Genomic DNA, 25,636 nt, shown 5'->3' with positions numbered 1-25,636 from the left:
TCTGGCGCTGCCGGCATGACCTGCCGGCGCGGCAGCGTCCCGTCCGGCCTCTGCCGTGGTGGGGCTGGCTGGGACTGGCCCTGGGCGCAGGTGCCTGGGGCCTGGCCTGGAGCCGCTTCCCCTGGCTCGCCCCCTGGCAGCCCTTCACCTTCACGCCGCTGTGGGTCGCCTACATCCTGGTGGTGAACGGCCTGGTGGCCCGCCGCCGCGGCTCGGCGCAGCCGCTGGCGGCGCCCGGCTATTTCCTGGCCCTGTGGCCCCTTTCCGCCGCCTTCTGGTGGCTCTTCGAGTATCTCAACCGCTTCGCCGGCAACTGGCGCTACCTCGGTGTCGAAGGCTTCTCCCCCGGCCTGTACTTCCTGTTCGCCAGCCTCGCCTTCGCCACCGTGCTGCCGACGGTGCTGGCCACCCGGGATCTTGTGGCCGCCAGCCGCTGGCTCGCCCCCTTCGCCTGCTGGCAGGCCCTGTCCATCCGGCGGCCGCGGCTGCTGGCTGCCGGGGTGCTGGCCCTGGCTGCCGCCGGTCTTGCCGGCCTGGGCTGCTGGCCGGGCCAGCTCTTCCCTTTGCTCTGGCTGGCGCCGCTGGCCATCCTGATCAGCCTGCAGGTCCTGGCCGGCCAGCCGACCATCCTGGCCCCGCTGGCCCGGGGGGACTGGCGGCCGCTTCTGGCCGCGGCCGCCGCGGCCGTGGTCTGCGGCCTCTTCTGGGAGATGTGGAATGTCGCAAGCTATGCCAAGTGGATCTACACCGTGCCCTATGTGGACCGGTTCCACCTGTTCGAAATGCCAGCCCTGGGCTACGCCGGCTACCTGCCCTTCGGCCTGGAGTGCGTGGCGGTGGCCGAGCATTTCCTTGGCCCTGGCCCCGTTCTGCCGGACCCGGGAGCGCCGCCGGCCTCGCCCGCCCCTGGCCAGGACCTCAGCCGGTGAGGGCCAGGGCCAGGGCCTCCTTGATGTCATGCACCAGCTGGAGCTTGACCCCCTCCTTGACGTTTTCCGGCAGCTCCAGGACGTCCTTCTCGTTGAGGTACGGGATGAGCACCTCGTGGATACCGCTGCGGAGGGCCGCCAGCACCTTCTCCTTGATGCCGCCCACGGGCAGCACGTCCCCCCGCAGGGTGATCTCGCCGGTCATGGCGATGTCCTGGCGCACCGTCCGGCCGGTGAGCAGGGAGGTCAGCGACACCACCATGGCCACGCCGGCCGACGGGCCGTCCTTGGGGATGGCGCCCTCGGGCACGTGGACGTGGATGTCATGCTCGGCGAACTGCTTGGGGTCGACGGCCAGGTCGGTGGCATGGGAGCGGATGAAGGTGAGGGCCGCGGTGGCCGACTCCTTCATGACATCCCCCAGCTTGCCGGTGAGGATAAGGCCTCCCTTGCCGGGCATGCGGGCGGCCTCGATGAAGAGCAGCTCGCCGCCCACCGGGGTCCAGGCCAGGCCGGTGGCGAGCCCCGGGCTCCAGGTGCGGGCGGTGACCTCGGCGAAGAAGCGGGGCGGCCCCAGATAGCGCGCCAGGCCATCGGGCTCGATCCCGGTCTGGCCGGTCTTGCCGCCAACGATCTCCCGGGCCAGGCCCCGGCAGACGCCGGCAATCTGCCGCTCCAGGCTGCGCACCCCCGCCTCCCGGGTATAGGAGCGGATCATCGCCCGCAGGGCCGCCTCGCTGAAAGAGACATCGTCGGCGGTCAGGCCGTTGGCCTCCAGCTGGTGGGGCACCAGGTGCTCGATGGCGATCCGCACCTTCTCGTCATCGGTGTAGCCGGGCAGCTCCAGGATCTCCATCCGGTCCCGCAAGGGGGGCGGGACGGTGTCCAGCATGTTGGCGGTGGAGATGAACATCACGTGGGACAGGTCGAAGGTCAGCTCCAGATAATGGTCGGAGAAGGTGTGGTTCTGCTCCGGATCCAGAACCTCCAGAAGGGCCGAGGAGGGATCGCCCCGGAAGTCCATGCCCAGCTTGTCGATCTCGTCCAGCATGAACAAGGGGTTGGCGGAGCCGGCCTTGCGCAGGCTCTGGATGATGCGGCCCGGCAGCGCCCCCACATAGGTGCGGCGGTGACCGCGGATCTCGGCCTCGTCCCGCACCCCGCCCAGGGAGATGCGCACGAACTTGCGGCCCATGGCCCGGGCAATGGACTGGCCCAGGGAGGTCTTGCCCACCCCGGGCGGCCCGGCAAAGCAGAGGATCGGGCCCTTCATGTCCTGTTTGAGCTTGCGCACGGCCAGAAATTCGATGATCCGCTTCTTCACCTTCTCCAGGCCGTAGTGGTCGTGGTCCAGCACCTCCTGGGCCTTGCCCAGGTCCAGGGAATCCGGGGTGAAGACCAGCCAGGGCAGGTCCAGGATCCAGTCCAGATAGGTGCGGGCCACAGTGTATTCCGGTGACGAGGGCGGGATGCGGGCCAGGCGGTTGACCTCCTTCTCCGCCGCCTTCCTGGCCTCCTCGGGCAACTCGGCCTTGGCCAACCGCTCCTTGAGCTCGTTGAGGTCGACATTCTGGTCGTCGCCCTCGCCCAGCTCCTTCTGGATGGCCTTGAGCTGCTGGCGGAGGAAGAACTCCTTCTGCTTCTGGTCCATGTCCTCCTTGAGCTTCTTCTGGATCTCGTTGGACAGCTCCAGGGTCTCCGCCCGCTTGTTCAAGAGCAGGGTGACCTTCTCCAGGAGGGGCTTGATGGCCTGGATCTCCAGAAGCTCCTGCTCCTCCTCCAAAGACAGGCCGAGCTGCGAGGAGACCAGGTAGGCGATGTGGAAGGGGTTGGCCAGGGACATAAGCGTCATGACGATCTCCCCGGGCATGGAGGACAACTCCGCCACCTTTCGGAACTGGGCCCTGAGGTTCAGAACCAGTGCCTCCACCTCCTGGTCCTGCACCTCTTCCTGCTCCAGGACCTCGATCCGCGCCCGCAGGTATGGCTCTGCCGAGACAAAGGCCTTCACCCGAAGCTTGCGCACGGCGCTCATCAGCACCTGGTAGATGCCTTCCTGGGTCTTGATCATCTTGTGGATGAAGCCCACCACCCCGACCTCATAGAGGTCCTCGGGCCGGATCTCGGCATGGGGCTCCCGTTTGTCCCCTTCGGTCCGGCGGTGGGTGAGCACCGCCACCAGCCGCTCCCGGAGAATGACGTCATCCACCAGCTGCTTGGAGGCGGGATGAGAGACCTGCAGAGGAAAGCCCATGCCAGGGAAGAAGACGAAGCCATGCACCGGCATGACCGGCAGCTCGTCGGGGATGCTGAGGGCTTCGGGGTTCATGCGCTCTTCACGTTTCTCCGTCGTTTCGTCGGCCATGGTGTGCTCCCTGGGCAAAACGATTCGGCCCCCGGCGCCGGCAGCCCCGAACCCGGATCAGGGTCGGGTACGCCGCCAGCTCGGCCAGGGGCGGCGATCAGGATACTTTGATCTCGACCCGGCCGACCGGCCGGAGCTTGGGCAGGCGGATCTCCAGGAATCCGTGGCGGTAGCACGAGGAGGTGTGCTGGACGTCCACGGGCATCGGCAGGTTGATGGTGCGCTGGAAGCGACCGTGCTCGATCTCCAGCTGGTGGATCCGGGAGACGTTGTCGATGAGCGGCCGCTGGCGCAGCCCGGCAATGGTGACCGTGGTCGGCTCCGCCACCACGGTCAGGTGGGCCGGATCGATGCCGGCGCCATCCACATAGACCAGGACCTCCCTTTCCGACTCGTAGACGTCCACCGGCGGGCACCAGCCCCGGGTGGCCAGGAAGGGGGTCATGCTGGGCAGGCTGAGGTTGCGGAACATCCGCCCCATGTGCCGTTCCAGCTCCGCGAGGTCCAGGTCGAGCTGTTTGCGTGTCTTTGCCATGGCCATCACCTGTGGATGATTTGCCGTGCACTCGGTGGGACAAGAAGACGGCACGGCGGAAACGGGCAGCTCCTCCTTCGAGGACCAGCCTGGCTCAGTGTTGACCAGCCGCCTCCGATTTGCAACGCCAAAACCGCCTGGCCGATCAAGCCCTTTACAGCCGCAATCTGGCCAGACGCAGGCTGTTGGTCACCACCGTGACGCTGGAGAAGGCCATGGCCAAGGCGGCCAGAATGGGGTGCAGGTCCCGCAGCATGGCCGGCAGACCGGCAAAGGGATGGAGGACCCCGGCGGCGATGGGGATGAGAAGGACGTTGTAGAAGAAGGCCCAGAAGAGGTTCTGGCGGATGGTCTGCATGGTGGCCCGGGACAGGGCGATGGCCCTGGGCACCGCGGTCAGCTCGCCCCGCATCAGGGTGACCTCGGCGGCCTCCACCGCGATATCGGTGCCGGTGCCGATGGCAAAGCCGACATCGGCCTGGGCCAGGGCCGGCGCGTCGTTGATGCCGTCGCCCACCATACCCACCAGGCGGCCTTCGTGCTGCAGCCTCCTGATCTCCCCGGCCTTCTCGTCCGGCAGCACCTCGGCCAGCACGCGGCCGATCCCCAACTGGCCGGCGATGCGGCGGGCGGCCCGCTGGTTGTCGCCGGTCAGCATCACCACCTCCACCCCCTGCTCGGCCAGGCGGGCCAGGGCCTCCGGTGCCGACGGCTTGACCGGATCAGCCACGGCGATGAAGCCCAGGAGGGTCGTCTCGGTGGCCGCCACCATCACCGTCTTGCTCTCGTCCTGCAGGCGGCGGATGGCCACCTCGGCGGGATCGAGGCGTATCCCCAGGGACTGCAGCCAGCCGGGCTTGCCAACCCGCACCAGGCGGCCGGCGATCCGGGCCTCGACCCCCTGGCCGGGCACGGCCCGGAAATCCTCGACCGCAGGCAGTGCCAGGTTGCGGGCCCGGGCCTCGGCCACCACCGCCTTGCCCAAGGGATGCTCCGAGCCGTGCTCGGCGGCCGCCGCCATGGCCAGCACCGCATCCGGGCTGGCGTCGGCCGCCGGGATGATGTCCGCCACCGTGGGCTGACCGGTGGTGATGGTGCCGGTCTTGTCCAGGACGATGAAGGTCAGGGCATTGGCCTTCTCCAGGGCCTCGCCGGAGCGGAAGAGAATCCCCAGCTCCGCGCCCTTGCCGGTGCCGGCCATGATGGCGGTGGGGGTGGCCAGGCCCAGGGCACAGGGGCAGGCGATGACCAGGACCGCCACCAGCCGGATGAGGGCCGGCACGAAGGCGCCACCCAGCACCCACCAGAGGAGGAAGACGGCGCACGCAATGCCGATCACTGTCGGCACAAAGACCGCGCTGACCCGATCGGCGATGCGCTGGATGGGGGCCTTGCTGCCCTGGGCCTCTTCCACCAGCCGGATGATCCGGGCAAGCACCGTGTCCCGGCCCACCTTGGTGGCCTCGATCCTGAGCAGCCCCTCCCGGTTGATGGTGCCGCCGAAGACCGGCGCGCCGGGGGCCTTGTCCAAAGGGATCGGCTCGCCAGTCAGCATGCTCTCGTCCACCGCCGACACCCCGGTCTTCACCGTGCCGTCCACCGGGATGCTCTCCCCGGGGCGCACCACCACCGTGTCCCCCACCTGCACCTGGCTGATGGCCACCGGCACCTCCTGGCCCTGGCGCAGGATCGTGCAGGTCTTGGGCCGCAGATTGAGCAGCTTCTTGATCGCTTCACTGGTGCGGCCCTTGGCCCTCGCCTCCAGGAGCTTGCCCAGGCGGATGAGGGTGATGATGACCGCCGAGGTCTCAAAATAGACATGGCCGGACAGACCGGGCAAGACCATCACCGCCAGGGAATAGAAATAGGCGCAGCTGGAGCCCATGGCCACCAGGACGTCCATGTTGGCGCTGCGGTTCCGGAGGCTCTTGGCACCGTTGACGTAGAAATCCCGGCCGGTGAAGAACTGGACTGGCGAGGCCAGGGCGAAGAAGAGCCAGTTGACCCACGGCTCGTGGGCCCAGGCGCCCAGGAGGTGGAAATCCCGGAGCATGGACAGCCCGAAGAGGGGCAGGGAGAACGCCGCCCCCACCAGAAAGGCGGTCCGCTGGCGGCTGATCTCCTGAGCCCGGGCCCTGGCCTCCGCATCCAGACCGGTGTCCGCCTCCGGAGCCGGCAGGATGACGCCATAGCCGGCCGCCTCTACGGCGGCAGCGATGGCGGGCAGGTCCAGGCGGTCCGCCAGATAGGTCACGGCCAGGTGCTCCCGGGCAAAGTTGACGGAGGCCTGCAGCACCCCCGGCAGGCGGAGAACGGCCTTTTCGATGTTGGCGGCGCAGTTGGCACAGGAGAGCCCGGTCACCGGCAGATCGGCGCCGGCCTTCAGCACCCCGTAGCCGGCCGCCTCGATGGCGGCCACCAGCCGGCTGGCGGTGATCCGGCCGGGGTCGAAGCGGATCGTCACCCGCTCGCTGGCAAAGTTGACGAACGCCTGGCCGACGCCGGGCAGGGCCGCCAGGGCCTTTTCCACATTGGCGGCGCAGTTGGCACAGGACATGCCCGTGACTTGGCACTCCAGGGTCTCCGGAAAGGGGGCGGATGGGCTGTCTGTGGGCATGGCCTTCACCAGGGGGGGACAGGGGAAGTCGGGCCCGGCGGCCGCCGGCTGCGGTCGGGGGAGGGGGCGAGTCAGGACCGTCTCAGAGCCCGGCGGCGGCCAGAGCCGCCATCAGCTCCTTCTGCTCCGGGCTCAGGGTCCTGGGCACCTGGATACCGATTCGCACCAGGAGATCGCCGCGGGGACCATCTGGCTGCTCCGGCAGGCCATGGCCCTTGAGGCGCAGCCGGGCCTGGCTCTGGATTCCGGCCGGCACCCGCACATTGAGGGTCTTGCCGTCCAGGGTCGGGACCGGGATCTCGGTCCCCAGCACGGCAGCGGAAAAGGGGATGACCCGCTCCACCACCAGGTCCGAGCCTTCCCGCTCGAACAGGGGATGGGGGCTTTGCACGATCTGCAGGAGGAGATCGCCGGGCGGGCCGCCGGCCGGCGAGGGCTGGCCCTTGCCCGCCACCCGCAGCCTCTTGCCGGCCTGGATGCCGGCCGGAACCCGCACCGCCACCCGCTCCTGCTGGCCAGCCCGCCGCAAGGCGATCGTTTTTTCGGCCCCGGCCAGCACCTCCTCCAGGGTCACCGCCAGCTCCAGGGTGAGGTCCTCGCCCTGGGGGGGCGGGCCGGCCGGCTGTCGAGCCCGGAAGTCGGACTGGAAGCCGGCGAAGGGGCTGCCGCCGGCCTGGAAGGAAAAGGCCCCGAAGGGGGCGGCCCCGCCCCGGGCGCTGGCGAAGCCACCACCGAAGCCGAATTCCTTCAAGATCGAGCCCAGGTCGAAATTGCGCAGGATGTCTTCCTGGCTGAAGCGCTGCTGGAAGCCGGCGGCCCCGAACGTGTCGTATTGCTGGCGCTTGTCCGGGTCGGACAGGACCGCGTACGCCTCGTTGATCTTCTTGAAGCGCTCCTCGGCCTGGGCATCACCCTTGTTGCGATCAGGATGATCCTTCAAGGCCTTCTTCCGGTAGGCCTTCTTGATCTCCTGGGCCGAGGCGGTCCTGGGGACCCCCAGGAGCTCGTAGTAGTCCGTGACAGCCATGGGTCAGCCGTGATCAGAACGGCACGTCGCTGCCCATGCCCGCGGGCTCGGCGAAGGGCGGCTCCTCGTCCCGGCCGGCGTCGCCCTCCTGGCCACCCCGCTGCCCCAGGATCTGCATGGTCTGGGCCACGATTTCAGTGGTGTAGCGGGCGTTGCCGTCCCGGTCTTCCCATTTCCGGGTCTGCAGCCGGCCTTCGATATAGACCTGCTTGCCTTTGGCGAGCAGTTCGCCGCAGACCTCGCCCAGTCGGGCAAAGGCGACGATCCGGTGCCACTCGGTGCGCTCGGCCTTGCTGCCATCCGGGTTCTTCCAGACATCGCTGGTGGCAATGCGGAAGTTGGCCACCGCAGTGCCGTTCTGAGAGTAGCGCACTTCCGGGTCGGCGCCCAGGTTGCCGACGAGAATCACCTTGTTGACCGATGCCATTGCCTCCTCCTTACGATCCGGTCCTCTGACCACCCCACCCGCACAGCGCCGGTCCCGAGACCGGCCTGGCGGGCCGCGACGCATGGGCAACTATAAGGGCTGCGGACGGCAAAAGCAATTGTCCTTGGCTGTGAGTGACCCCGGCGCGGGCCACCTGTCAGGCGGCTTGGGCTACCTGGATCACGTCGTGCCCAGGGGAGGGATCCTCCGCGTTAAACGGCCGGGTGTCGCAATGTGAGGAGGTGGTGCAAGACGGCCGGCTATTTGACGGTGCCAGCCTTCACATCGTCTTGATCATGGGGCCTCCCCAAGCACGAAGACACCAACGGGCGGCCCAGGAATAGGCCGCCCGCGGTGAGCGTACATGCGGGATCGCCACCTACGCGGTGACGCCACCCAGGCAGCGAACTTCGGACCGATAGGAAGCTTCTTCGATGCCGCGCTTGATTTTCGTCGAAAAGGCCCGCACAAGAATGGCCAGGATAACGGCTATGGGGGTAAGCACGAGCAGCCAGGGTGCAGCCGACAGGAGCATATATCCGAACAGAATATCTGTAGCCTTCCCGCGCGTCCGGCGGATGAACTCTGCGACATCAGCATCATCAACAGAATAGCGTTGTTCGATTTCATCCTGCAATTGTTTCACGACAACTGGCCTGGTGTTGACCAGAGCAGCGAAGCCGAGCGTACCTGCCATGGTCATGCTTTCCGAATACCGAAGGTGGCCATTGATGAGCCGTCGAAGCTCGACATAGCTCTTGCTGTCGAGGGGAATGCCTCGTTGGACATAAAAATCGCGCACTTCCTCTCGCAAGTCGAAAAGTTTATCCCGGAAATGGTCAAGGATGGACGGCCGGAGCATCTTCTTCCAGAGAAGAAGAACTAGCAGTATGTTCAGACCGAAAAAGATGGCTTCAATCATCACGCGTCCTCCTTCGGTGTGTCTCCTGTTGGAGTGAGACCGCTTGAGGAACGATGGATGTCACCGGCCTCGGCTCTCCTTTGGTACTGACCTTTGCGCGCAATTGCTCGTTTCTTGCCTCTTCGCTCGAGATACCATGCTCCACCAGAGATAGCTCCGATCACGTAGCCGGTGATATTGCCTACATTCACTTTCCCCGCAAGCCTGGCCAGAGCATCGATAATCTCTGGGCGTGATTCAAGAAAAGGCCTGATGCCTTCGAAGGCGATATGCAATGCGACAAGCACACCGATGACAGTTATGATGTGCTTGACTGTGTCGCAGGTCGCACTGAACTTCCGTGATCCGGCTTCAATTCGCGCGACTTCAATGTCTTCCTTCCTGGCCATGTGTGCGCCTGGTATTGAGGTGGCATCTCCTTCCCAAGGAATCCTGGATACCACATAGGATAGCTTCGTTCCAGGCTTTTCTCAAAAGCGCCTTGGGGGCAGGAGGGGTTGTCGGCTGGCGGAGTGGGAGAGGGCAGGGGGGGCTCGAAACAGCATCAGCCGGTGCCCTGCGGCCAGTCGATGGTGGCGGGGCAGATGCGGTCGCGGCCCTCTTCTTTGGCCTGGTACAGGCCCCGGTCGGCGGCGGCCACCAGCAGCTCCGGCTCGGTGTCGCGCCGGGGGACGGTGGCCGAGACCCCGACACTGATGGTGACGTGGTCGCTGACCCGGGATTTGGCGTGGGGGATCTGCAAGAGGCGCAGGTTGGCCTGCATGGCCTTGGCAACAGCGAGACCGCCGGTCTCGTCGCTGTTGGGGAGGATGGCGGCGAACTCCTCGCCGCCATAGCGGGCGGCCAGGTCGGCGTCCCGGCGCATGGAGCGCTCCAGGACCCCGGCCACCTGGCGCAGGCAGTCGTCTCCCCGCTGGTGGCCGTAGTTGTCGTTGAAGAGCTTGAAGAAATCGATGTCCAGGAGAATGAGCGCCAGGGAAGAGCCCTGGCGCATGGCCCGGTGCCATTCCTGGTGCAGAACGTCGTCGAAGCGGCGGCGGTTGGCGATGCCGGTCAGACCGTCCAGGGAGGAGAGCCGCTGCAGGCTGCGGTTGGCCTCGGCCAGCTGATCGACCGCGGCGGCCAGCTCCTCCTGGCTCCTCTGCAAAGCCCGGAAAGCGGCGTCCCGCTCCAGCTGGTTGATGTAGGCCCGGGAGTGGTAGCGGATGCGGGCGATAAGCTCAATCTTGTCCGGGAGCTTGACCAGGTAGTCGTTGGCTCCGACGGCAAAGGCCTCGCTCTTCACCTTGGGCTCCTCCCGCACCGACAGGACGATGACCGGCACCTGGGCGGTCTCGGCATGGACCCGGAAGAAGCGCAGCATCATGAGCCCGTCCAGCTCCGGCATCACCAAGTCCTGGAGGATGACGGTCGGCCTGACCTGGGTCGCCACCTTCAAGGCCTGGGTAGGATCCGAGCAGTAGTGGAAGGCGATGTCCTCCGCCTCGGCCAGTGCCCGGCGCACCGCCTCGGCGATCATCGGCTGATCGTCCACCAACAGGACGGTGATCCCCTGTCCGGCCAGATCGGAGCGGGGATCAGAAGGGGCGGCTGACGGCTTTCTCACGGACGATGCCTCTCTTGGGGGCCAGAAGATCCACCAGGGCCGGGCCGATGGCACAAAGGGACAGGACCTCCACCGCAGCACCCAGGTCGGCCGCGGCCTTGGGCATACCGTAGACCACCGAGCTGGCCTGGTCCTGGGCCACGGTATGCCAGCCCCGCCGGCGCATGGCCAGCAGGCCATCGGCACCGTCCCGGCCCATGCCGGTGAGCAGGACGCCGATGGCCGGGCCCGTCCAGTGGCGGACGACGCTGTGGAAGAAGACATCGGCGGAAGGGTGGTAGTAGTTGTCCGCAGGCTCGGTGGTGAAGCTGAGGCAGCCCCTTCCGTTCAGGACCACATGGCCCTCGGTGCTGGGCACCAGGATGAGGCCCGGCCGGGGGCAATCCCCCTCCACGGCCAGCTTGACCGGCAGCTGCACCGTTCCCCGCAGCCACTCCACCAGACCGGCGGTGAAGCGGGTGTCCATGTGCTGGATGACGACCAGCGAGGCGGGGATGTCGGCGGGCAGATACGACAGGATCTGGGCCAGGGCCTGGGGGCCGCCGGTGGAGCAGCCGATGGCGATGAGGCATTGATCGGAGCGGCCCGCCGGTGCGGTCGCAGCGGTCGGGGCCGGGGCGACGGTCCTGCCGGTCCCGTGGCCCAACAGGCTGGCGATGCGGGCGATCTTGTGCAACAGCGCCTGTCCGCCGGTGCTCTTGCCGTCGGTGCCCAGGACCGGTGTGGCCACCGCGTCCAGGGCGCCGGCGCCCATGGCGTCGAAGACCTTGGCTGCATGGCCGGTGACCGTGGCCGTCACCACCAGGATGGCGCAGGGCGCGGTCTTCATGATCTGCCGGGTGGCCTCCACTCCGTCCATCACCGGCATCATGAGATCCATGAGCACCAGGTCCGGGCGATCCGCCTGGCAGAACGAGACCGCCTCGCGGCCGTTGCGGGCCATCCACAGCACCCGGTAGTCGGGAACCGAGCTGACGACGCGGCGCAGACTTTCCAGAGCCATGAAGGAATCATTGACGATGCCAATCTTCACGCCGCACTCCTCACCTTTCCCTCCTGATCCAGCATGCCTGCAGTTGCATCGGCATAGGCTTTCCGCCGCCTCAAGGCGACCACGACCCATTCTAGCACAGCCGGAAAAGAAAACGGAACCGCCTGGCCGGACATGGCGGCCCCGCGTTTAGGCCTTTGACTTGCCGGCTTCCGCTTCTATATGATTGAGGAAGACTCTGGGGGGCGGGAGGTGTTGGCTCCAGGTCAGGGGATGATGATTGATGCCGGCTGGATGCCGGGAGCGGAAGGTGGGAGGGGAGGCGAGCATGATGTCGTGGCAAAAGGATCTGCGGGTCCGCTGGCGGTTGGCGATCTTTGTGGTGTTCATGCTGCTGTTGCTGGTGGGCAGTGGCATCGGCGGGTTGTGGGGCATGGGCAGTGCCAACCGGATGCTGTTCGTCATGTACCATGAGCAGGGCCTGCCCCTGGAGGTCCTTATGGAGCTGGACGGGCTGGTCCAGGTCAATCTCATGGCCAACGCCGAAAAGGTGATGTTCGAGCAGATCTCCTGGGCCGAGGGCCTGCACCGGATCGAGCAGGCCAGGGCCACCCTGGACGAGCGGTGGCGGGCGGCCCAGGCCCAGGCTGCCAGTACCACGGGCCAGGCGCCGTGGCTCGCCGCCATGCGGCCGCTGATGAAGAACGTGGACGAGATGGCGGCCCGCCTGATCACCCTGGTGCAGCAGAAGGATGTGGACACCCTGGATCATTGGTCGGATGAGCGTCTCTACCCGCTGGGCGAGGAATTCCACGAGAAGGTCCAAGCCCTGGTCCAGGAGAATCTCGCCGGGATGGCGGAGGTCTACGAGCAATCCCAGCAAGACTACACCAGGTCCAAGACCGCCTTCGTCGCCATCATGGCGCTGGGCATCCTGATCTCGGCGTTGGCCTCGGTTCTGCTCATCCGCAGCATCGACGAGCCCTTGTCCCGGATCAACGCCACCATGAGCCGGATCATGGGCGGGGATCTGACGGTGCGTCTCCTCCATGACCGCCAGGACGAGCTGGGGGTCCTCATCCAGGGCTTCAACCGCATGGCCGAGAACCTGTCCGACCTCGTGTCCCGCATCCAGCGCTCCGGCATCCAGGTGACCAGCTCCATCACCGAGCTGGCCGCCACGGCGCGGGAGCAGGAGGCGGTGGGCAACCAGCACGCCGCCACCTCCAGCGAGATCGCCGCCTCCACCACCGAGATCGCCGCCACCGCGTCCAGCCTGATGGAGACCATGCGCAAGGTGGCGGACATGGCCAGGGGCACCGCCAAGTCCGCCGCCCATGGCCACGACGGACTGCAGCGCATCGACCGCACCATGACCCGCATGGAGGAATCCACCGGCACCATCGTCGAGAAGCTGTCGATCCTGAGCGAGAAGGCGGCCAACATCGCCGGCGTGGTCAAGACCATCAACAAGGTCGCTGACCAGACCAACCTCTTGTCGCTCAATGCCGCCATCGAGGCGGAAAAGGCCGGGGAGTATGGCGCCGGCTTCGCGGTGGTCGCCACCGAGATCCGGCGTCTGGCGGACCAGACGGCGGTCGCGACCTTTGATATCGAGCAGATGGTCCAGGAGGTGCAGTCCGCGGTCTCCGCCGGCGTCATGGGCATCGACAAGTTCGCCGAGGATGTCCGGCGGAGCGTCGAGGAGATCCGCCAGATCGGCCACCAGCTGACCGAGGTCATCTACCAGGTGCAGTCCCTGGAGCCCCAGGTGGAGGCGGTGAGCGAAGGGATCGAGGCCCAGTCCCTGGGCGCCAGCCAGATCAGCTCGGCGGTCAGCCAGCTCAACGAGGCGACCCAGCAGACCGCCGAGTCCCTCGCCCAGACCAGCGCCACCATCAGTCAGCTGCACCAGGCAGCCCTGGGGCTGCAGGATTGTGTCTCCCAGTTCAAGGTGGAGGCCGGAGCCAAGCATGCTCCTCTTGCTGTTTGAGATCGGCGAGGGGCGGTACGCCTTGACCTCGACGGAGGTGGTGGAGATTGTCCACCTGGTGCGGCTGCGCCGCATTCCGCGCACCCCTGACTACGTGGCCGGGATGATGAACCTGCGGGGCCAGCCGGTGCCGGTCATTGATCTGTGCCGGCTGGTGGAGGCCAGGCCATGCGCCCGGCGTCTGTCCACCCGCATCATCGTCGTCGACCATGGTGCCGGCCCCCAGGGAGGCTACCGGTTGGGCCTGATCGCCGAGCGGGTGACCGAGGCTACCCGCACCGATCAGGTGCGCCTCCGGGCCGGCGGCGTGCTCATGGAGGAGGAGCTGCGGATGGGGGGCGGCGGCGAGGGGGAGATGGTGCAATGGTTCGATCTGGATCGGGTCCTGCCCGCCGACACCATCCAGCTGCTCTTTCCGGGCTAGTGGCAGGCCAGGAGCTGGCATGGATGCATCCCTGGTGGCCGACCTGTTGCGGGACGCCATCGGCCTCAAAATCACCGCCATCGGGGACGCGGCGGTCAAGCGCGCCCTGGGACGCCGCATGCGGGCCCTGGGGGTTACGGATCCGGCCGGCTATCTGGCCTGCGTCCGCCAGTCCGAGCAGGAGCTGGGGGAGCTGGTGGAGGAGGTGGTGGTCCCGGAGACCTGGTTCTTCCGGGATGAGCGGGCCTTTGCGGTGCTGGCCGAGTTCGCCCGGCAGGTCTGGGCGCGGGCCCACCCGGAGCGGCGCCTGCGCCTGTTGTCCATCCCCTGCGCCACCGGCGAGGAGCCATACTCCCTGGCCATGGCCATGCTCCAGGCATCCTGGCCCAGCGACCGGCTGCGCATCGAGGGGGTAGACATCAGCCGGCGGGCCTTGGCCCGGGCGCGGGAGGGGTTGTACGGCGCACACTCCTTCCGGGGGCACCGTTTCGGCTTCCGGGATCGCTTCTTCACCGTGATCGGTGAACGGTACCGCATCACCGACGCGGTGCGGGCCGTGGTGCGGCTGCGGCCGGGCAACCTCCTGGACGCCCAGCTGCCGCAGGATCTGGGCATCTTCGACGCCATCTTCTGCCGCAATCTGCTCATCTATTTCGATCGCCCGTGCCAGGAGCAGGCCCTGGCTGCTTTGGAGCGGATGTTGGCGGATGATGGCCTGCTCTTCGTGGGCCATGCGGAGTCTGGCATCCTGATCGACTCGCCCTTTGTGCATGCCGGCTATGCCCAGGCCTTTGCCTACGCCAAGGGGCAGCGGAGGCTGGCGGTGGCCCGACCGCCCGAGGCCAGGCCGGAGCCGCCGGCGCCTCCGCCACGGCTACCGCCACCGCCACCGCTGCCCGCACTGGTGGCGCCGGCCCGGCAGGAGCCACCGGTGAAGCCCCCCCAGGAGCGGCCGGATCTGGACACGATTCGACGCTTGGCGGACCAGGGCCAGCTCACCGAGGCCCTGCGCCTGTGCGGGGCCTTCCTGGCCCATGAGCAGGGGAGCGAGGCGGAGGCCTTCTTTCTCATGGGCGTCCTCCTGGATGCCACCGGCGAGCTTAAGGAGGCAGCGGTGTGTCTGCGCAAGGCTTTGTACCTGAACCCCGAGCACCTGGAGGCCTTGATCCATCTGGGGCTGGTCTCCGAGCGCCTGGGTGATCGGGCCGGCGCCGCTGCCTGCCGAGAGCGGGCACGCCGGCTGGCCGATCGGCCGCCGGCGCCTTTGGCCGGTGACGAGAAGCAGGATGCCCGCCCATGACCGAAATCACTGATGCTGCCCCGCCGTTGGTCAACTGCTGGACCCGCATCGGGGTGTGGAGCCGGGGCGGGGAGCGCTGCCCCGAGCTGGGGCGGGTGGTGCACTGCCGCAACTGCCCGGTCTATTCCGCGGCTGGACGTCGATTCCTGGATCGGCCCCTGGAGGACGACTGCCAGCAGGAGTGGACGGTGGCTCTGGCCCGGGAGAAGGTGGTCAAGGACCTGAAGGCCAGGAGCGCCTTCGTGTTCCGGGTCGGCCGGGAATGGCTGGCTCTGGCCGCCACCCTCATCCGGGAGGTGGTGCCCATGGGCCCCATCCACAGCCTGCCCCATCGCCGGAGCGCCATCCTGCGAGGGGTGGTCAACATCCGGGGCAAGCTCGAGATCTGCGTGTCCATCGGCGGTGTTTTGGGCATCGACAAGGAGAGCACCGGGAGCGGCGAGTCCGGCTATGCCGCCCCGGAGCGGATGATTGTCGCGGCCCGCCGGGGCGAGACCTTCGTGTTCCCGGTCAGTCAGGTGCGGGGGATGGCTCGCTACCATGCCGAGATGTTGCGCAACCTGCCGGTCACCGTCACCGCCGCCAAGGCGGCCTACACCACCGGCATCCTCAGCCTGGACGGCCGCGACGTCGGCTTCCTGGACGAGGAGGCCTTGTTCCGTGCCATCAATGACAGCCTGACATGACCGACTCCCACGACCATCTCGGCCCGGATCTCGCCTCCCTGTCCATGCTGGAGCTGTTCCGGATGGAGGCCGAGAACCAGTGCGCGGCCCTGACCGCGGACCTGCTCGCCCTGGAGCGGGATCCGGCGGCCAGTGATCTCCTGGAGTCCTTGATGCGGGCGGCCCATTCCTTGAAAGGGGCGGCGCGTATTGTCGACCTCACCCCAGCGGTGCACGTCGCCCACGCCATGGAGGATCTCCTGGTCTCGGCCCAGAAGGGCGAGCGTAGCCTGCAACAGGAAGACATCGACCGCCTGCTCGCCGGGGTTGATCTCTTGGCGGGCTGCGCCAAGGTCGCCGAGCAGGAGATTGTCGAATGGTGGCAGGAACGGCGGGCGGAGGTGGAGACGCTGGTGGCTTCCTTGGCCGGACAGGGCGCCGGCCCCCCTTCGGCCAAACCGGAGACACCACTGCCGGTGTCCGAGCCGCCGCCGGTCAAGGAGCCTTCACCGCCGCGTGCGAAGACGAAGCCCCGACCCGGGATCGAAGAGCTGGGGGGTCTGTCGGTCTTCGACCTCTTCCGCGCCGAGGCCGAGAGCCAGTCGGCCATTCTGGAGGCCCAGGTGCAGGCCTGGCGGGAGAGGCCGGAGGACACCAGCTGTCTGGAGGCCCTGATCCGCGGGACGCACGCGATCAAGGGGGCGGCCCGGGTGGTGGATTTCCAGGGCGCGGCCCGGGTGGCAGGGGCTCTGGAGAAGGCCTTCCTGGCTTGCCAGCGGTCCCGGCTGCCGCCCGGCCCTGCCCTGGAGGGGATCCTCGGGTCCGGACTCCGGCTTCTGGCCGGGTGCAGCCAGCTGCCGGACGGCAGCGGAGCGGCCTGGACCGCTGCACACCAGGAGGCGGTGGAGCAGCTGGAGACTGCGGTCAGCGGCCTGGCGTCCGGCCAGGCCGCGGTCCAGCCGGCCGCTCCGGCCGCCGCGCCTGCGCCCGAGCCGGTCCAGCCCGAGCTGGTGCGGCAACCGCCCGCGGACAAGCCGGCGCCGTTGCCGGTGCGGGCAGGCGAGGCGGCCGGCGAGCGCGCCCTGCGCGTGTCGGCGGAGGCCATGAATCGGCTCATGGGCCTGGCCGGGGAGGTGCTGGTGGAGTCGCGCTGGCTGCCCGTCTTCTCCCAGCGAATGCTCGGTATCAAGCGCCGTCAGGACGAGGTGGCCCGCCTGCTCGGCTTGGCACGGGAGCTGGCCCTGGACGACGCCTCCCGGGCCCAGCGTCTCCGGCGAGTCGATGAGCTGCGCCGCAAGCTCGACAGCTGCCGGGCGGCCCTGCATGAGGGCCTCGCCGAGATCGAAGACCACGCCCGCCGCAGCACCGAGACCAGCCATCGCCTGTACCGGGAGGTGGTGGCCTCCCGCATGCGGCCCTTCTCGGAAGGGGTGCAGGGTTTTCCCCGCATGGTCCGTGATGTGGCGCGGGAGCTGGGCAAGAAGGTCAGCCTCGACATTGTCGGCCTGGACACCCTGGTGGACCGGGACATCCTGGAGAAGATCGAATCGCCCCTCAATCATCTGATCAGAAATGCCATCGATCATGGCCTGGAGTCGCCGGAGGCGCGGCTGGCTGCCGGCAAGCCGGAAGAGGGGACGATCCGCCTGGAGGCCCGCCACAGCTCGGGCATGCTCAACATTGTGGTCGCCGACGATGGCCGGGGGGTGGACCTGGAGGGCTTGCGGTCGGCCATCGTCAGCCGGGGCAAGGCCTCGGCGGAGATGGCTGCCGCCATGCGCGAGGCCGAGCTGCTGGATTTCCTCTTTCTTCCCAACTTCAGCACCAAAGAGACGGTGAGCAAGATTTCCGGCCGTGGGGTGGGCCTGGATGTGGTGCACACCGTGGTCCATGAGGTGCGGGGCGTGGTGCGGGCCAGCACCCGCTTCGGCAAGGGCACCACCTTCGAGCTCCAGCTCCCCTTGACCCTGAGCGTCATGCGGGCGCTCCTGGTGGAGATCGCAGGAGAGCCGTATGCCCTGCCCCTGGTGGCCATCGACCGCATCCTGCGCCTGCCCCGAAGCGAGCTCCGGCAGGTGGAGGGGCGCCAGTATTTTTCACTGCTGGACCGGCGGATTGGCCTGGTGGCCGGCCGTCAGGTTCTGGAAAAGGAAGGCGAGGTCCCGGAGGTGGACGAGTTGCCGGTCATCGTCCTCAGCGACCGCTTCAACCAGTATGGTTTTCTGGTGGACCGCTTCCTTAGGGTCAGCGACCTGGTGGTGCAGGCCCTGGACCCCCGGCTGGGCAAGATCAAGAACATCAGCTCCGCGGCTCTCCTGGAGGACGGGGGACCGGTTCTCATCATGGACGTGGAGGACGTGGTGCGCTCCATGGATCTGCTCATCTCCGGCGACCGGCTGCGGCCCATCACCGAGCGGCAGCATGGCGGCAGGACCCGGCGCGTGAAGCGGATCCTGGTGGCGGACGACTCCATCACCGTCCGGGAGGTGGAGCGCAAGCTGCTCTCGGCCAAGGGCTACGATGTGGATGTGGCGGTGGACGGCATGGATGCCTGGAACACGGTGCGCAACGGCGGCTACGACCTGGTGGTCACCGACGTGGACATGCCCCGGCTGGACGGCATCGAGCTGGTGCACCTGGTCAAGAAGGACGCCAATCTGCGCCTTCTGCCGGTGATCATCGTCTCCTACAAAGACCGCAAGGAGGACCGCCAGCGAGGCCTGGAAGCGGGCGCCGATTACTACCTGACCAAAGGCAGCTTCCAGGACGAAACCCTGGTCCAGGCAGTGGAGACCCTGATCGGCGAGCCGTGAGAGGGGCGCGGTCTTGAAGAAAAACCGCCTTTCTGGCGATTGGGGGATTGCCAGAGTCCGGGCTCCCTTGCTACCATAAAACCAAGAGGGAGTCTGGAGAGGAGAGAGCATCTCCATGACGGAGGGTTGCTCTCCAAGTGTCCGGCAGGATTGGCTTCCTGATCCGAGCCCTGTCTCCTCTCCGACTCCCAGTCCTTTGTCCGACCTTCCCTGGACATTCCCGCAGCAGGTGCCTATTGTTGTATGTGAAGTGCACGATTCCGCTCTTGGGACCTTCGTGAAGCTCCTCCTTCTCGACCTTCCCCCTACCGGCCCCAAGAGCGGATTTCTTTTGTCTCGCGATCCCCTTGCTCTCTGCCGCCACCTGCCGTCCGTGCCGGTGGCTGGCGGTGTCGTCTGATTCCTCGCCATCGCGATGCTGGCCTTCTGGGCGGGGCGCGCAAGCGGCCCGACGCTGGCAACAACGGCTGCCCGGTGTCATGGCCCAGGGCGCAAGCGGGGGCAGCCCACTGAATTCGGAAAAGGGAGGGAGAGATGGCTTCGGTGCTGGTGCCCCTCGCGCAGGGGTGTGAAGAACTGGAGGCGGTGGCGGTCATCGACGTGTTGCGGCGGGCGGGGATCGAGGTGGTGACCGCCGGCCTGGAGCCGGCAGTGGCGCCGGTGCGCGGCCGGTGCGGGGTGGTGCTGGTGCCGGACACGGCCCTGGATCAGGCTCTCGATCGGGAGTTCGACCTGGTGGTCCTGCCGGGCGGCCTGGCGGGCACCAACGCCTTGCGGGCTGATCCGCGGATCCGCAGCCTCATTCTGCACCAGCACAGCCAGGGCCGCCTGCTGGCCGCCATCTGCGCCGCGCCGGTGGTGCTGGCCGAGGCGGGTGTTCTGGCTGGCCGCCGGGCCACCAGCTATCCCGGCTGCCTGGCCGAGCTGGGGCTCGCCGACATCCTGGTGGACGAGAGCCCCGTGGTGCGGGATGGCACGGTGATCACCTCCAAGGGACCGGGGACGGCGGTGGAGCTCGCTCTTTGCCTGGTGGAAGCCCTGGCGGGCAGCGGCGAGCGGCAGAAGGTGGCGGCGGAGATTCAACGACCCTGACTGGAAGGCGGTCAGGGCGTCTGGGCGGCCGAGAAGGCGGACACCACCCGGTTGCGGCCTTCCTTCTTGGCCTGGTACAGGCAGGCATCGGCGCTGGCGATCACGGTCTCGGGGGCGAGGTCGCCGTATGGGCACTCGTCATAGCCGGCGACTCCGAAGCTGGCGGTGATGCGGATCTCCCGGCCTTCGTGGACGATCACCAGCCTTTCCACGCCCTGGCGCAGCCGCTCGGCCACGCTTTCGGCCCCGGCGCCGGGGGTCTCGGGGAGCACGATCAGGAACTCCTCCCCGCCATAGCGAGCCACCCAGTCGACGTTGGCCCGGGTGCCGTGCCGGAGGGCGGCGGCAAAGGATTGCAGCACGGCATCGCCCGCCTGATGGCCGTACGTGTCGTTGACCCGCTTGAAGTGGTCGATGTCGCACATGATCGTCGACAGGGCCCGCCGGTAGCGGCGAGCCCGGGCCACCTCCTCCGGCAGATGGGTGTTGATGTAGCCCCGGTTGTAGACCGCGGTGAGGGGATCGGTGACGGACAGCAGGCGGATCTCCTCATTGGCCTTGCGCAGGGAGCGCTCCAGCTCGAGGATCCGCCGGCCGGTATTGAGGCGGGCCATGAGCTCGGCCTGGTTGAAAGGCTTGGTCAGGTAGTCGTCGGCCCCCGCCTTGAGGCCCGCAATGATGTCGTCCTTGGTGTCCAGGGCGGTGAGGAGCATGATGTAGACATAGCCGGGGAAGTCGGCCGCGCGGATGGCCTGACAAAGCTCCATCCCGTTCATCTCCGGCATCATCCAGTCGGTGATGACGATGGGGAAGAACCGCCGGTTGAGCTGCTCCAGGGCCTGGCGACCGTCTTCGGTGGCGGTCACGGCGTATCCGGCCCTGGTCAGGCTCTTTTCCAGGAGCTTGCGGGAGACCGGATTGTCCTCGGCGATGAGCACCGGATACAGACCGTGGGGGTCTTCGGTCATGGAGGCTCGTCCTCACCAGCAGGGGGGGAGGGGGCAAGACGACGACCCGGCGGCGGCAGGACTTGGGCAGAGTCGACTGACCTATTCTAGGACAACCGCCCAGGGGATGGCAAGGGACTGAGGACCGGTCCCGGCACAAGGGCCGACCGGGACCGGATCACCGGAAAGGGGCGGGGCTAGAGGGTGAGGTCGTCCCGCACCAGGGTGCGGGGGCCGGCATGGCCGGCTGCGGACCAGTCCCGGATCGGAGCGATGGCCAGGAGCTGTTCTTTCCGGCCCAGGCGCTCCAGGCGGTCGTGGATGAGCTGCCAGATGCAGGGCACCGAGGGATGGATCTCGCAACGCCCACCCACCGAGCCGCCGCAGGGGCCGTTCTGCAGGCTCTTGGCGCAGCGGGCCATGGGGCACAGCCCACCGGTCAGATGCAGGATGCAGTTGCCGCAGCCGGCGCACTGCTCCGTCCAGACCCCCTGCTCCGCCGAGCCGCCGTAGAAGGTGGTGTTGACCGCCGGGTAGACCGGGGTCATGGGCAGCAGGTTGGCCAGGAAGTTAACCCCCACCCCGCAGGCCATGGAGAGGATGGCGTCGTACTGGCCATCCCAGCGGTCGACGCTCTCCACGTACTCCCGGTCACACTGGCGGACCAGGGCCGCCTCGACCACGGCCAGCTCCTGGCCGGCCTTCTGGCGGCCGAGGCGCAGGAGGGAGGCCAGGATCTCCACCTCCCGGTCGCCGCCGGCGGAGCAGACCGAAACGCAGCCGCGGCAGCCCAGGAGCAGGACGCGGCGGTAAGGGGCGACCATCCCGAGGATCTCGGGGATCGGCTTGCGCTGGGCGATGATCATCGACTCCCTCCTTTGAACGGGCTGGGGCCCAGAGCCGCCACCCGGCTTACCATCTCCTGGGCGGCCTGCACGAACTCGGGGTGGAAGCCCCGCTCCAGGTGGAACATCGCGATCCGTTCCGGCTCCACCGCCAGCTCGGCGAGGGCCGCCCGCACCGCCCCCACCCGCTTGGCCGCCCGCCGGCTGCCCATGAGGTTGTGGCACCGGTCTTCCGGGCAGCCCACCACGTAGACGCCATCGGCCCCGTCCTCGAAGGCGGCAAGCAGGGTGCTGACCATGAGCTTGCCGGTGCAGGGGACCCGATGGATGACCACGTTGTCCGGCAGCCCGTCCTGCCGGCGCTGCTCAACACCCTCCGCACACAGCTGCTGCGCGGTGTAGTGGCAGCAGAACGCCCGGATATCCGGGGAAAAATCGGCCATGACTTCCTCCTTCAGCTGCGGCTGCCGCAGGCAGCCAGCAGGCGCTCATCCGGTGCGGTGGCCAGCTGGATGGCCTGGACCGGGCATTCCGCCACGCAGATGCCGCAGGCCCGGCACTCGGCCACCGGGATCGTGGCCACCCCGGCCTCGTCGATACGGGGCACCCGCCAGGGGCAGATGCGCACGCAGGTCAGACAGGCCACACACCGATCCCTGGCCACCTCGGCGGCCTTGCCCTTGGCGATCAAGTCGGCCTCGGTCAGGTAGCCCTGCTCCACGGCCAGCTGCCGCAAGGCGACGACAATATCGGCGAAGCGGACATCCTGGGGGCAGACGAACACACAGCCCCGGCAGCGGGAGCAGTACCAGAGAAGATCCGAGGTCAGGAGCCGTTCCTTGAGGCCCATCCGGACCATATGGATCATCTTGCGGGGGTCGAACTCCGGAATGGCTTGGCTGACCGGGCAGATGCCACTGCACGCGCCGCAGGCGTAGCAGCCCTGGATAAGCTCTCCTCCCGGCACGGCCATGAGCTCGGCCAGGAAGCCAGGCGACAGGTCTTGGCTGGTGATCGGCATGGGACTCCCTCGATGGCTGAACGACGACCAGCCCGGACCACCGGAGGCGGCCGCGGGCCGGGAACGGATCCGGCGGGAAAATTGTGCCCGCCGGGACCCAGAAAAACAAAGATTTCCACTTTACTTGCCCGTCCGGGCCTTGTCAACGGCCTCGCAACATGGCGGCCGATGGCCGCCCCGGCCGCTTTCGGTCCGGCCGGCGAGGAACCGCTCCAGGATCACGAGGCCGTCCGGGGTGAAGGGCGCCGTTCGGCTCAGGGCCAGAACCTCGGCCAGGGGCAGAAAGAAGCCCGCCGCCACCTCCTCCTCCTGTAAGGTGAAGGGACCGTCGGCCACACAGGTGAAGACCCGGCCCCAGACCCGATTCCTTCTATCCTCGTGGAAGTTGTCGAACAGCCGCCGGAGGGCCGGAGCGATGCCCAGTTCCTCGGCCAGCTCCCGGGCCGCCGCTTCCTCGTAGCTCTCGCCCGCCAGGACCACGCCGCCCGCCGCCACGTCGTAATGGCCGGGATAGACATCCTTGGTCATGGTCCGCTGCTGGACGAAAAGCTCGCCGTGCCGGTTGAAGACCAGCACATAGGCGGCGCGGTGGATCAGCCGCTGCCGCCGCATCTCGGCCCGGGTGGCACGGCCGATCTCCCGGTCGCCGGCATCGACGACCACCACCATCTCCTGCCCTGTCCCCATTGGCCTCCCTTCTGGGCCCCTGGTCTGACCCAGGGGCATCCATCTGTGCTATCCTGCTTCAAGGATCCGTCCGGCGCCCCCCGGAAGCCACTTCTTCCGTGGCGCGCAGCCCCGAGGCCATGCCGCCGGCCGTGATCCTGGCGCCCATCCTGGGTGGCCATCATCATTGACCATTTGTGGACGACGCTCAAGAGCTTCGGAGGAGGATGACCATGTTCAGGACCCGCTTGACTCCAGCCCTTGGCCTGCTCATGGGTCTGCTCCTGGCCACGACCGGCCGGACGGCGACCCCGGCCGATTTCCTGCGTGCCGACGGCTCCCGCCTGGCCCTGGGCAATGAGACCGTCCGCCTGCGGGGGATCAACATGGTGAGCGTGGTCTGGCCCTTCGAGCTGCCGGCCCTGCATGCTTATCACAGCCGGGAGGACTTCCAGCGCCTGGCGGGCTGGGGCATGAATGTGGTGCGCTTCAACCTCAGCCCCGTGGTCTTCGAGGAAGCAGAGGCACCCTTCCAGTACCGGCAGGAGGGCTGGGCCTGGCTGGACCAGCAGGTCGCCTGGGCCAAGGAGGCCGGCGTGCGGCTGCTCCTGTCCATGTATGTGCCCCCCGGCCTCACGGACAACCCGGAAGGAGGCATCCAGCCCATCTTCGACGACCGGGATCTGGTGCGCCAGGCGGAGCTCCAGGATCGCCTGCTGGCTCTCTGGCAAGCCATCGCCGGCCGCTACCGGGACGAGCCCTGGGTGGCGGGCTACGACCTCCTGAACGAGCCGGTCACCCGAACGAAGGAGGCCTGGCCGGACCTCGCCGGCCGACTGGTGACCGCGATCCGGGCCGTGGATCCCCAGCATCTGCTGGTGGTGGAGCGCACCGAGGCCATCCTCACCGATGGCGTCGCGGACCCGGCCTGCAACCGGCCCGAGGATCGGCAGTTTCTGGTGGCGGACTCCAACGTCCTCTATGATTTCCATTTCTACACCCCCCACAGCTACACGCACCAGTATGTCTTCTCGGCCGGCCGCGGCGACGGCGGTCGCTACCCCAGCCCGCGGGTCTCGGTGCTGGACGACGGCGGCGAATGGGCGGGGGCCATCGAGGGCAACCCGGGCCTGCCGGCCGGGGATTCCGACTGGCGCTTCTACCAGGGCCGGATCCAGCGCGCCGACGATCCCCGGATCTACTGCGGCATGCCGGTCTTCGCCTGCGAGGACAACCCGGGGGCAGGCTATTTCGACGACTTTGTGGTCGTCGAGTACGACACCCGCCGGCGCTTCGTGCGGCCGGTCCTCTTTGCCGACGTGGTCCAAGACCAGGATGTCTGGGATTCCGGCATGCATCCGGATCAGGCCTGGCCCTTTCCCACCTCCACCCGCTTCTGGCATGCCTGGACCGAGGGCGCCAGCGCCCAGCTTCTGACCGCCACCGCCGGCCACGGCCTCCCCACCGCCCTGGGCCTCGGCCAGGTGACCGGCGGCTGCAACTGGCACAACCCCCAGCTCCGCTTCCCGGTCCGGCCCGGGTTCCATTACCAGATCAGCGGCTGGCTCAAGGGGGAAGGCAGCCGCGCCGACGGCTGCCGGCTGACGGTGGAATTCTACCGGTTGCGGCCGGAAGAGGCCTTCACCCCCTTCGACCGGCACTACCTGGCCGCGGCCCTGGCCCCCTGGCTGGAATTCGGCCGGCGCCACGGCGTGCCAGTGAACGTCGGCGAGCTCGGCACCACCTCCCTCACCTTCCAGGCCGGCCGGGGGGGCCAGGCCTGGGTGCGGGATACCATCGGCCTCTTCGAGGCCCACGGCCTCCACTACCAGTACTTCGCCTACCGCTCCCCGACCTTCGGCATCTTCCGGGACATGCCCTCCTGGTAACGGCAGCGCCGGCAGGGGCACGGATCAGGGCCGAGCGCTCCGGCTGCATCCGCCTCCGGCCCCCGGCCACCTATCGTTTCTTGTGCTCAAGCCCGCTGTTCCTTTCTGCGGCACGCTGGCACACAACCTGGCCTGGCTCCGAGCAGACGAGCCCACCGCCCGCTGGGTGCCGTCCGAGAACAGCAGGCAAGAGCCCACTTGTGGCTTGCCAGCTGGCAACAACCGGTTCTGGGCCGGCGACACCCAGCCCCGCCTCATAACTCCATCCAGAAGCAACTTTTTTCTTGACAGCCTGCGGTGCGGCAGGCTAGTGAGGGCGTCGCGGCCACCCCTGCAGAAAGTTGTATGCCCCGCTTGATACCCATCAATACCGATTCACGGTGGCTTCTTGACATGCCCGCGGCCACCCAGTCTCCTTCAGCGCGAGGTGTCCGATGCCAGCCTGGCCCCGTTCTGCAAGCCCTGCGGTCGTGCTCATGGTGCTGCTGTGTGCGGTGCTGGCCTTCAGGCACCCTGCTCTCGCCGCCCCCACCCCGTCTGACCCGGTGGAAGAAGAGGTCAT

The 25,636-nt window shown here is 67.8% G+C and carries 22 protein-coding genes; 8 read left to right on the top strand and 14 right to left on the bottom strand.

The annotated features are described in order from the left end of the window. Nucleotides 1-929 (top strand): hypothetical protein (locus AB1634_09460; protein MEW6219742.1); only part of this gene is annotated, 929 nt, incomplete at its 5' end. Here the strand turns inward: AB1634_09460 and lon are convergent. From lon to AB1634_09415, 9 genes are all read right to left on the bottom strand, one after another. After that, nucleotides 919-3,294, bottom strand: coding sequence for an endopeptidase La (gene lon / locus AB1634_09455; protein ID MEW6219741.1), 2,376 nt, complete (start codon nt 3,292-3,294; stop codon nt 919-921). The two genes, AB1634_09460 and lon, sit on opposite strands and share 11 nt — an antisense overlap. A gap of 97 nt (nt 3,295-3,391) precedes the next feature. Continuing rightward, nucleotides 3,392-3,829 carry an Hsp20/alpha crystallin family protein gene (locus AB1634_09450; GenBank protein MEW6219740.1) on the bottom strand — a complete coding sequence of 146 codons (438 nt, stop codon included), beginning with the start codon at nt 3,827-3,829 and terminating at the stop codon, nt 3,392-3,394. Between the two features lie 154 nt (nt 3,830-3,983). After that, nucleotides 3,984-6,446, bottom strand: coding sequence for a heavy metal translocating P-type ATPase (locus tag AB1634_09445; protein MEW6219739.1), 2,463 nt, complete (start codon nt 6,444-6,446; stop codon nt 3,984-3,986). 82 nt (nt 6,447-6,528) lie between these two features. Then, nucleotides 6,529-7,473 carry a DnaJ C-terminal domain-containing protein gene (locus AB1634_09440; protein MEW6219738.1) on the bottom strand — a complete coding sequence of 315 codons (945 nt, stop codon included), beginning with the start codon at nt 7,471-7,473 and terminating at the stop codon, nt 6,529-6,531. A 13-nt stretch (nt 7,474-7,486) separates the two neighbouring features. Continuing rightward, nucleotides 7,487-7,900 (bottom strand): single-stranded DNA-binding protein, encoded by a 414-nt coding sequence (locus AB1634_09435; GenBank protein MEW6219737.1) that lies wholly within the window; start codon nt 7,898-7,900, stop codon nt 7,487-7,489. Between the two features lie 379 nt (nt 7,901-8,279). Further along, nucleotides 8,280-8,822 carry a hypothetical protein gene (locus tag AB1634_09430; protein ID MEW6219736.1) on the bottom strand — a complete coding sequence of 181 codons (543 nt, stop codon included), beginning with the start codon at nt 8,820-8,822 and terminating at the stop codon, nt 8,280-8,282. After that, the gene (locus AB1634_09425) at nt 8,822-9,211 is read right to left on the bottom strand and encodes a hypothetical protein (GenBank protein MEW6219735.1); all 390 of its coding nucleotides are present in this window, start codon (nt 9,209-9,211) and stop codon (nt 8,822-8,824) included. The genes AB1634_09430 and AB1634_09425 overlap by 1 nt, the downstream gene beginning before the upstream one ends. Before the next feature lie 155 nt (nt 9,212-9,366). Next, a complete protein-coding gene (locus tag AB1634_09420) occupies nt 9,367-10,428 on the bottom strand; it encodes a diguanylate cyclase (GenBank protein ID MEW6219734.1) in 1,062 nt (353 codons plus the stop codon). Continuing rightward, complete coding sequence (locus AB1634_09415) at nt 10,400-11,461, bottom strand: chemotaxis response regulator protein-glutamate methylesterase (protein ID MEW6219733.1); 1,062 nt, start codon at nt 11,459-11,461, stop codon at nt 10,400-10,402. Before AB1634_09415 ends, AB1634_09420 begins: the two co-directional genes overlap by 29 nt. Nucleotides 11,462-11,747: 286 nt before the next feature. On the opposite strand from AB1634_09415, the gene AB1634_09410 reads away from it, so the two are divergent. From AB1634_09410 to AB1634_09385, 6 genes are all read left to right on the top strand, one after another. Further along, on the top strand, nt 11,748-13,412 hold the full coding sequence (locus AB1634_09410) for a methyl-accepting chemotaxis protein (protein MEW6219732.1): 1,665 nt from the start codon (nt 11,748-11,750) through the stop codon (nt 13,410-13,412). Further along, a complete protein-coding gene (locus tag AB1634_09405) occupies nt 13,393-13,836 on the top strand; it encodes a chemotaxis protein CheW (GenBank protein MEW6219731.1) in 444 nt (147 codons plus the stop codon). Before AB1634_09410 ends, AB1634_09405 begins: the two co-directional genes overlap by 20 nt. A gap of 19 nt (nt 13,837-13,855) precedes the next feature. Continuing rightward, nucleotides 13,856-15,136 (top strand): CheR family methyltransferase, encoded by a 1,281-nt coding sequence (locus tag AB1634_09400; GenBank protein ID MEW6219730.1) that lies wholly within the window; start codon nt 13,856-13,858, stop codon nt 15,134-15,136. Beyond that, the gene (locus AB1634_09395) at nt 15,133-15,822 is read left to right on the top strand and encodes a chemotaxis protein CheW (protein ID MEW6219729.1); all 690 of its coding nucleotides are present in this window, start codon (nt 15,133-15,135) and stop codon (nt 15,820-15,822) included. The genes AB1634_09400 and AB1634_09395 overlap by 4 nt, the downstream gene beginning before the upstream one ends. After that, on the top strand, nt 15,819-18,614 hold the full coding sequence (locus AB1634_09390) for a hybrid sensor histidine kinase/response regulator (GenBank protein ID MEW6219728.1): 2,796 nt from the start codon (nt 15,819-15,821) through the stop codon (nt 18,612-18,614). The genes AB1634_09395 and AB1634_09390 overlap by 4 nt, the downstream gene beginning before the upstream one ends. Nucleotides 18,615-19,148: 534 nt before the next feature. After that, nucleotides 19,149-19,706 (top strand): DJ-1 family glyoxalase III, encoded by a 558-nt coding sequence (locus AB1634_09385; GenBank protein MEW6219727.1) that lies wholly within the window; start codon nt 19,149-19,151, stop codon nt 19,704-19,706. Nucleotides 19,707-19,717: 11 nt separating this feature from the next. Here the strand turns inward: AB1634_09385 and AB1634_09380 are convergent, their stop codons facing one another. The 5 genes from AB1634_09380 to AB1634_09360 all read right to left on the bottom strand — a co-directional run bounded on the left by AB1634_09380 (nt 19,718) and on the right by AB1634_09360 (nt 23,206). After that, on the bottom strand, nt 19,718-20,674 hold the full coding sequence (locus tag AB1634_09380) for a diguanylate cyclase (GenBank protein ID MEW6219726.1): 957 nt from the start codon (nt 20,672-20,674) through the stop codon (nt 19,718-19,720). Between the two features lie 176 nt (nt 20,675-20,850). Continuing rightward, the gene (locus AB1634_09375; protein ID MEW6219725.1) at nt 20,851-21,519 is read right to left on the bottom strand and encodes a methylenetetrahydrofolate reductase C-terminal domain-containing protein; all 669 of its coding nucleotides are present in this window, start codon (nt 21,517-21,519) and stop codon (nt 20,851-20,853) included. Next, entirely contained in the window at nt 21,516-21,941 is a 426-nt protein-coding gene (locus AB1634_09370; protein ID MEW6219724.1) for a hydrogenase iron-sulfur subunit, read from the bottom strand. The genes AB1634_09375 and AB1634_09370 overlap by 4 nt, the downstream gene beginning before the upstream one ends. 11 nt (nt 21,942-21,952) lie before the next feature. Next, nucleotides 21,953-22,519: a 4Fe-4S dicluster domain-containing protein gene (locus tag AB1634_09365; GenBank protein MEW6219723.1), complete on the bottom strand. Its 567-nt coding sequence runs from the start codon at nt 22,517-22,519 to the stop codon at nt 21,953-21,955. A 120-nt stretch (nt 22,520-22,639) separates the two neighbouring features. Then, nucleotides 22,640-23,206: an NUDIX domain-containing protein gene (locus AB1634_09360; GenBank protein MEW6219722.1), complete on the bottom strand. Its 567-nt coding sequence runs from the start codon at nt 23,204-23,206 to the stop codon at nt 22,640-22,642. A gap of 212 nt (nt 23,207-23,418) precedes the next feature. Between AB1634_09360 and AB1634_09355 the strand changes: the two genes are divergently transcribed. Next, complete coding sequence (locus AB1634_09355) at nt 23,419-25,074, top strand: cellulase family glycosylhydrolase (protein MEW6219721.1); 1,656 nt, start codon at nt 23,419-23,421, stop codon at nt 25,072-25,074. Nucleotides 25,075-25,636 lie beyond the last annotated feature (562 nt).

This window comes from Thermodesulfobacteriota bacterium, assembly GCA_040755095.1.
GTDB lineage: Bacteria > Desulfobacterota > Desulfobulbia > Desulfobulbales > JBFMBH01 > JBFMBH01.
This window is presented reverse-complemented; position numbering and strand designations above follow the sequence as displayed.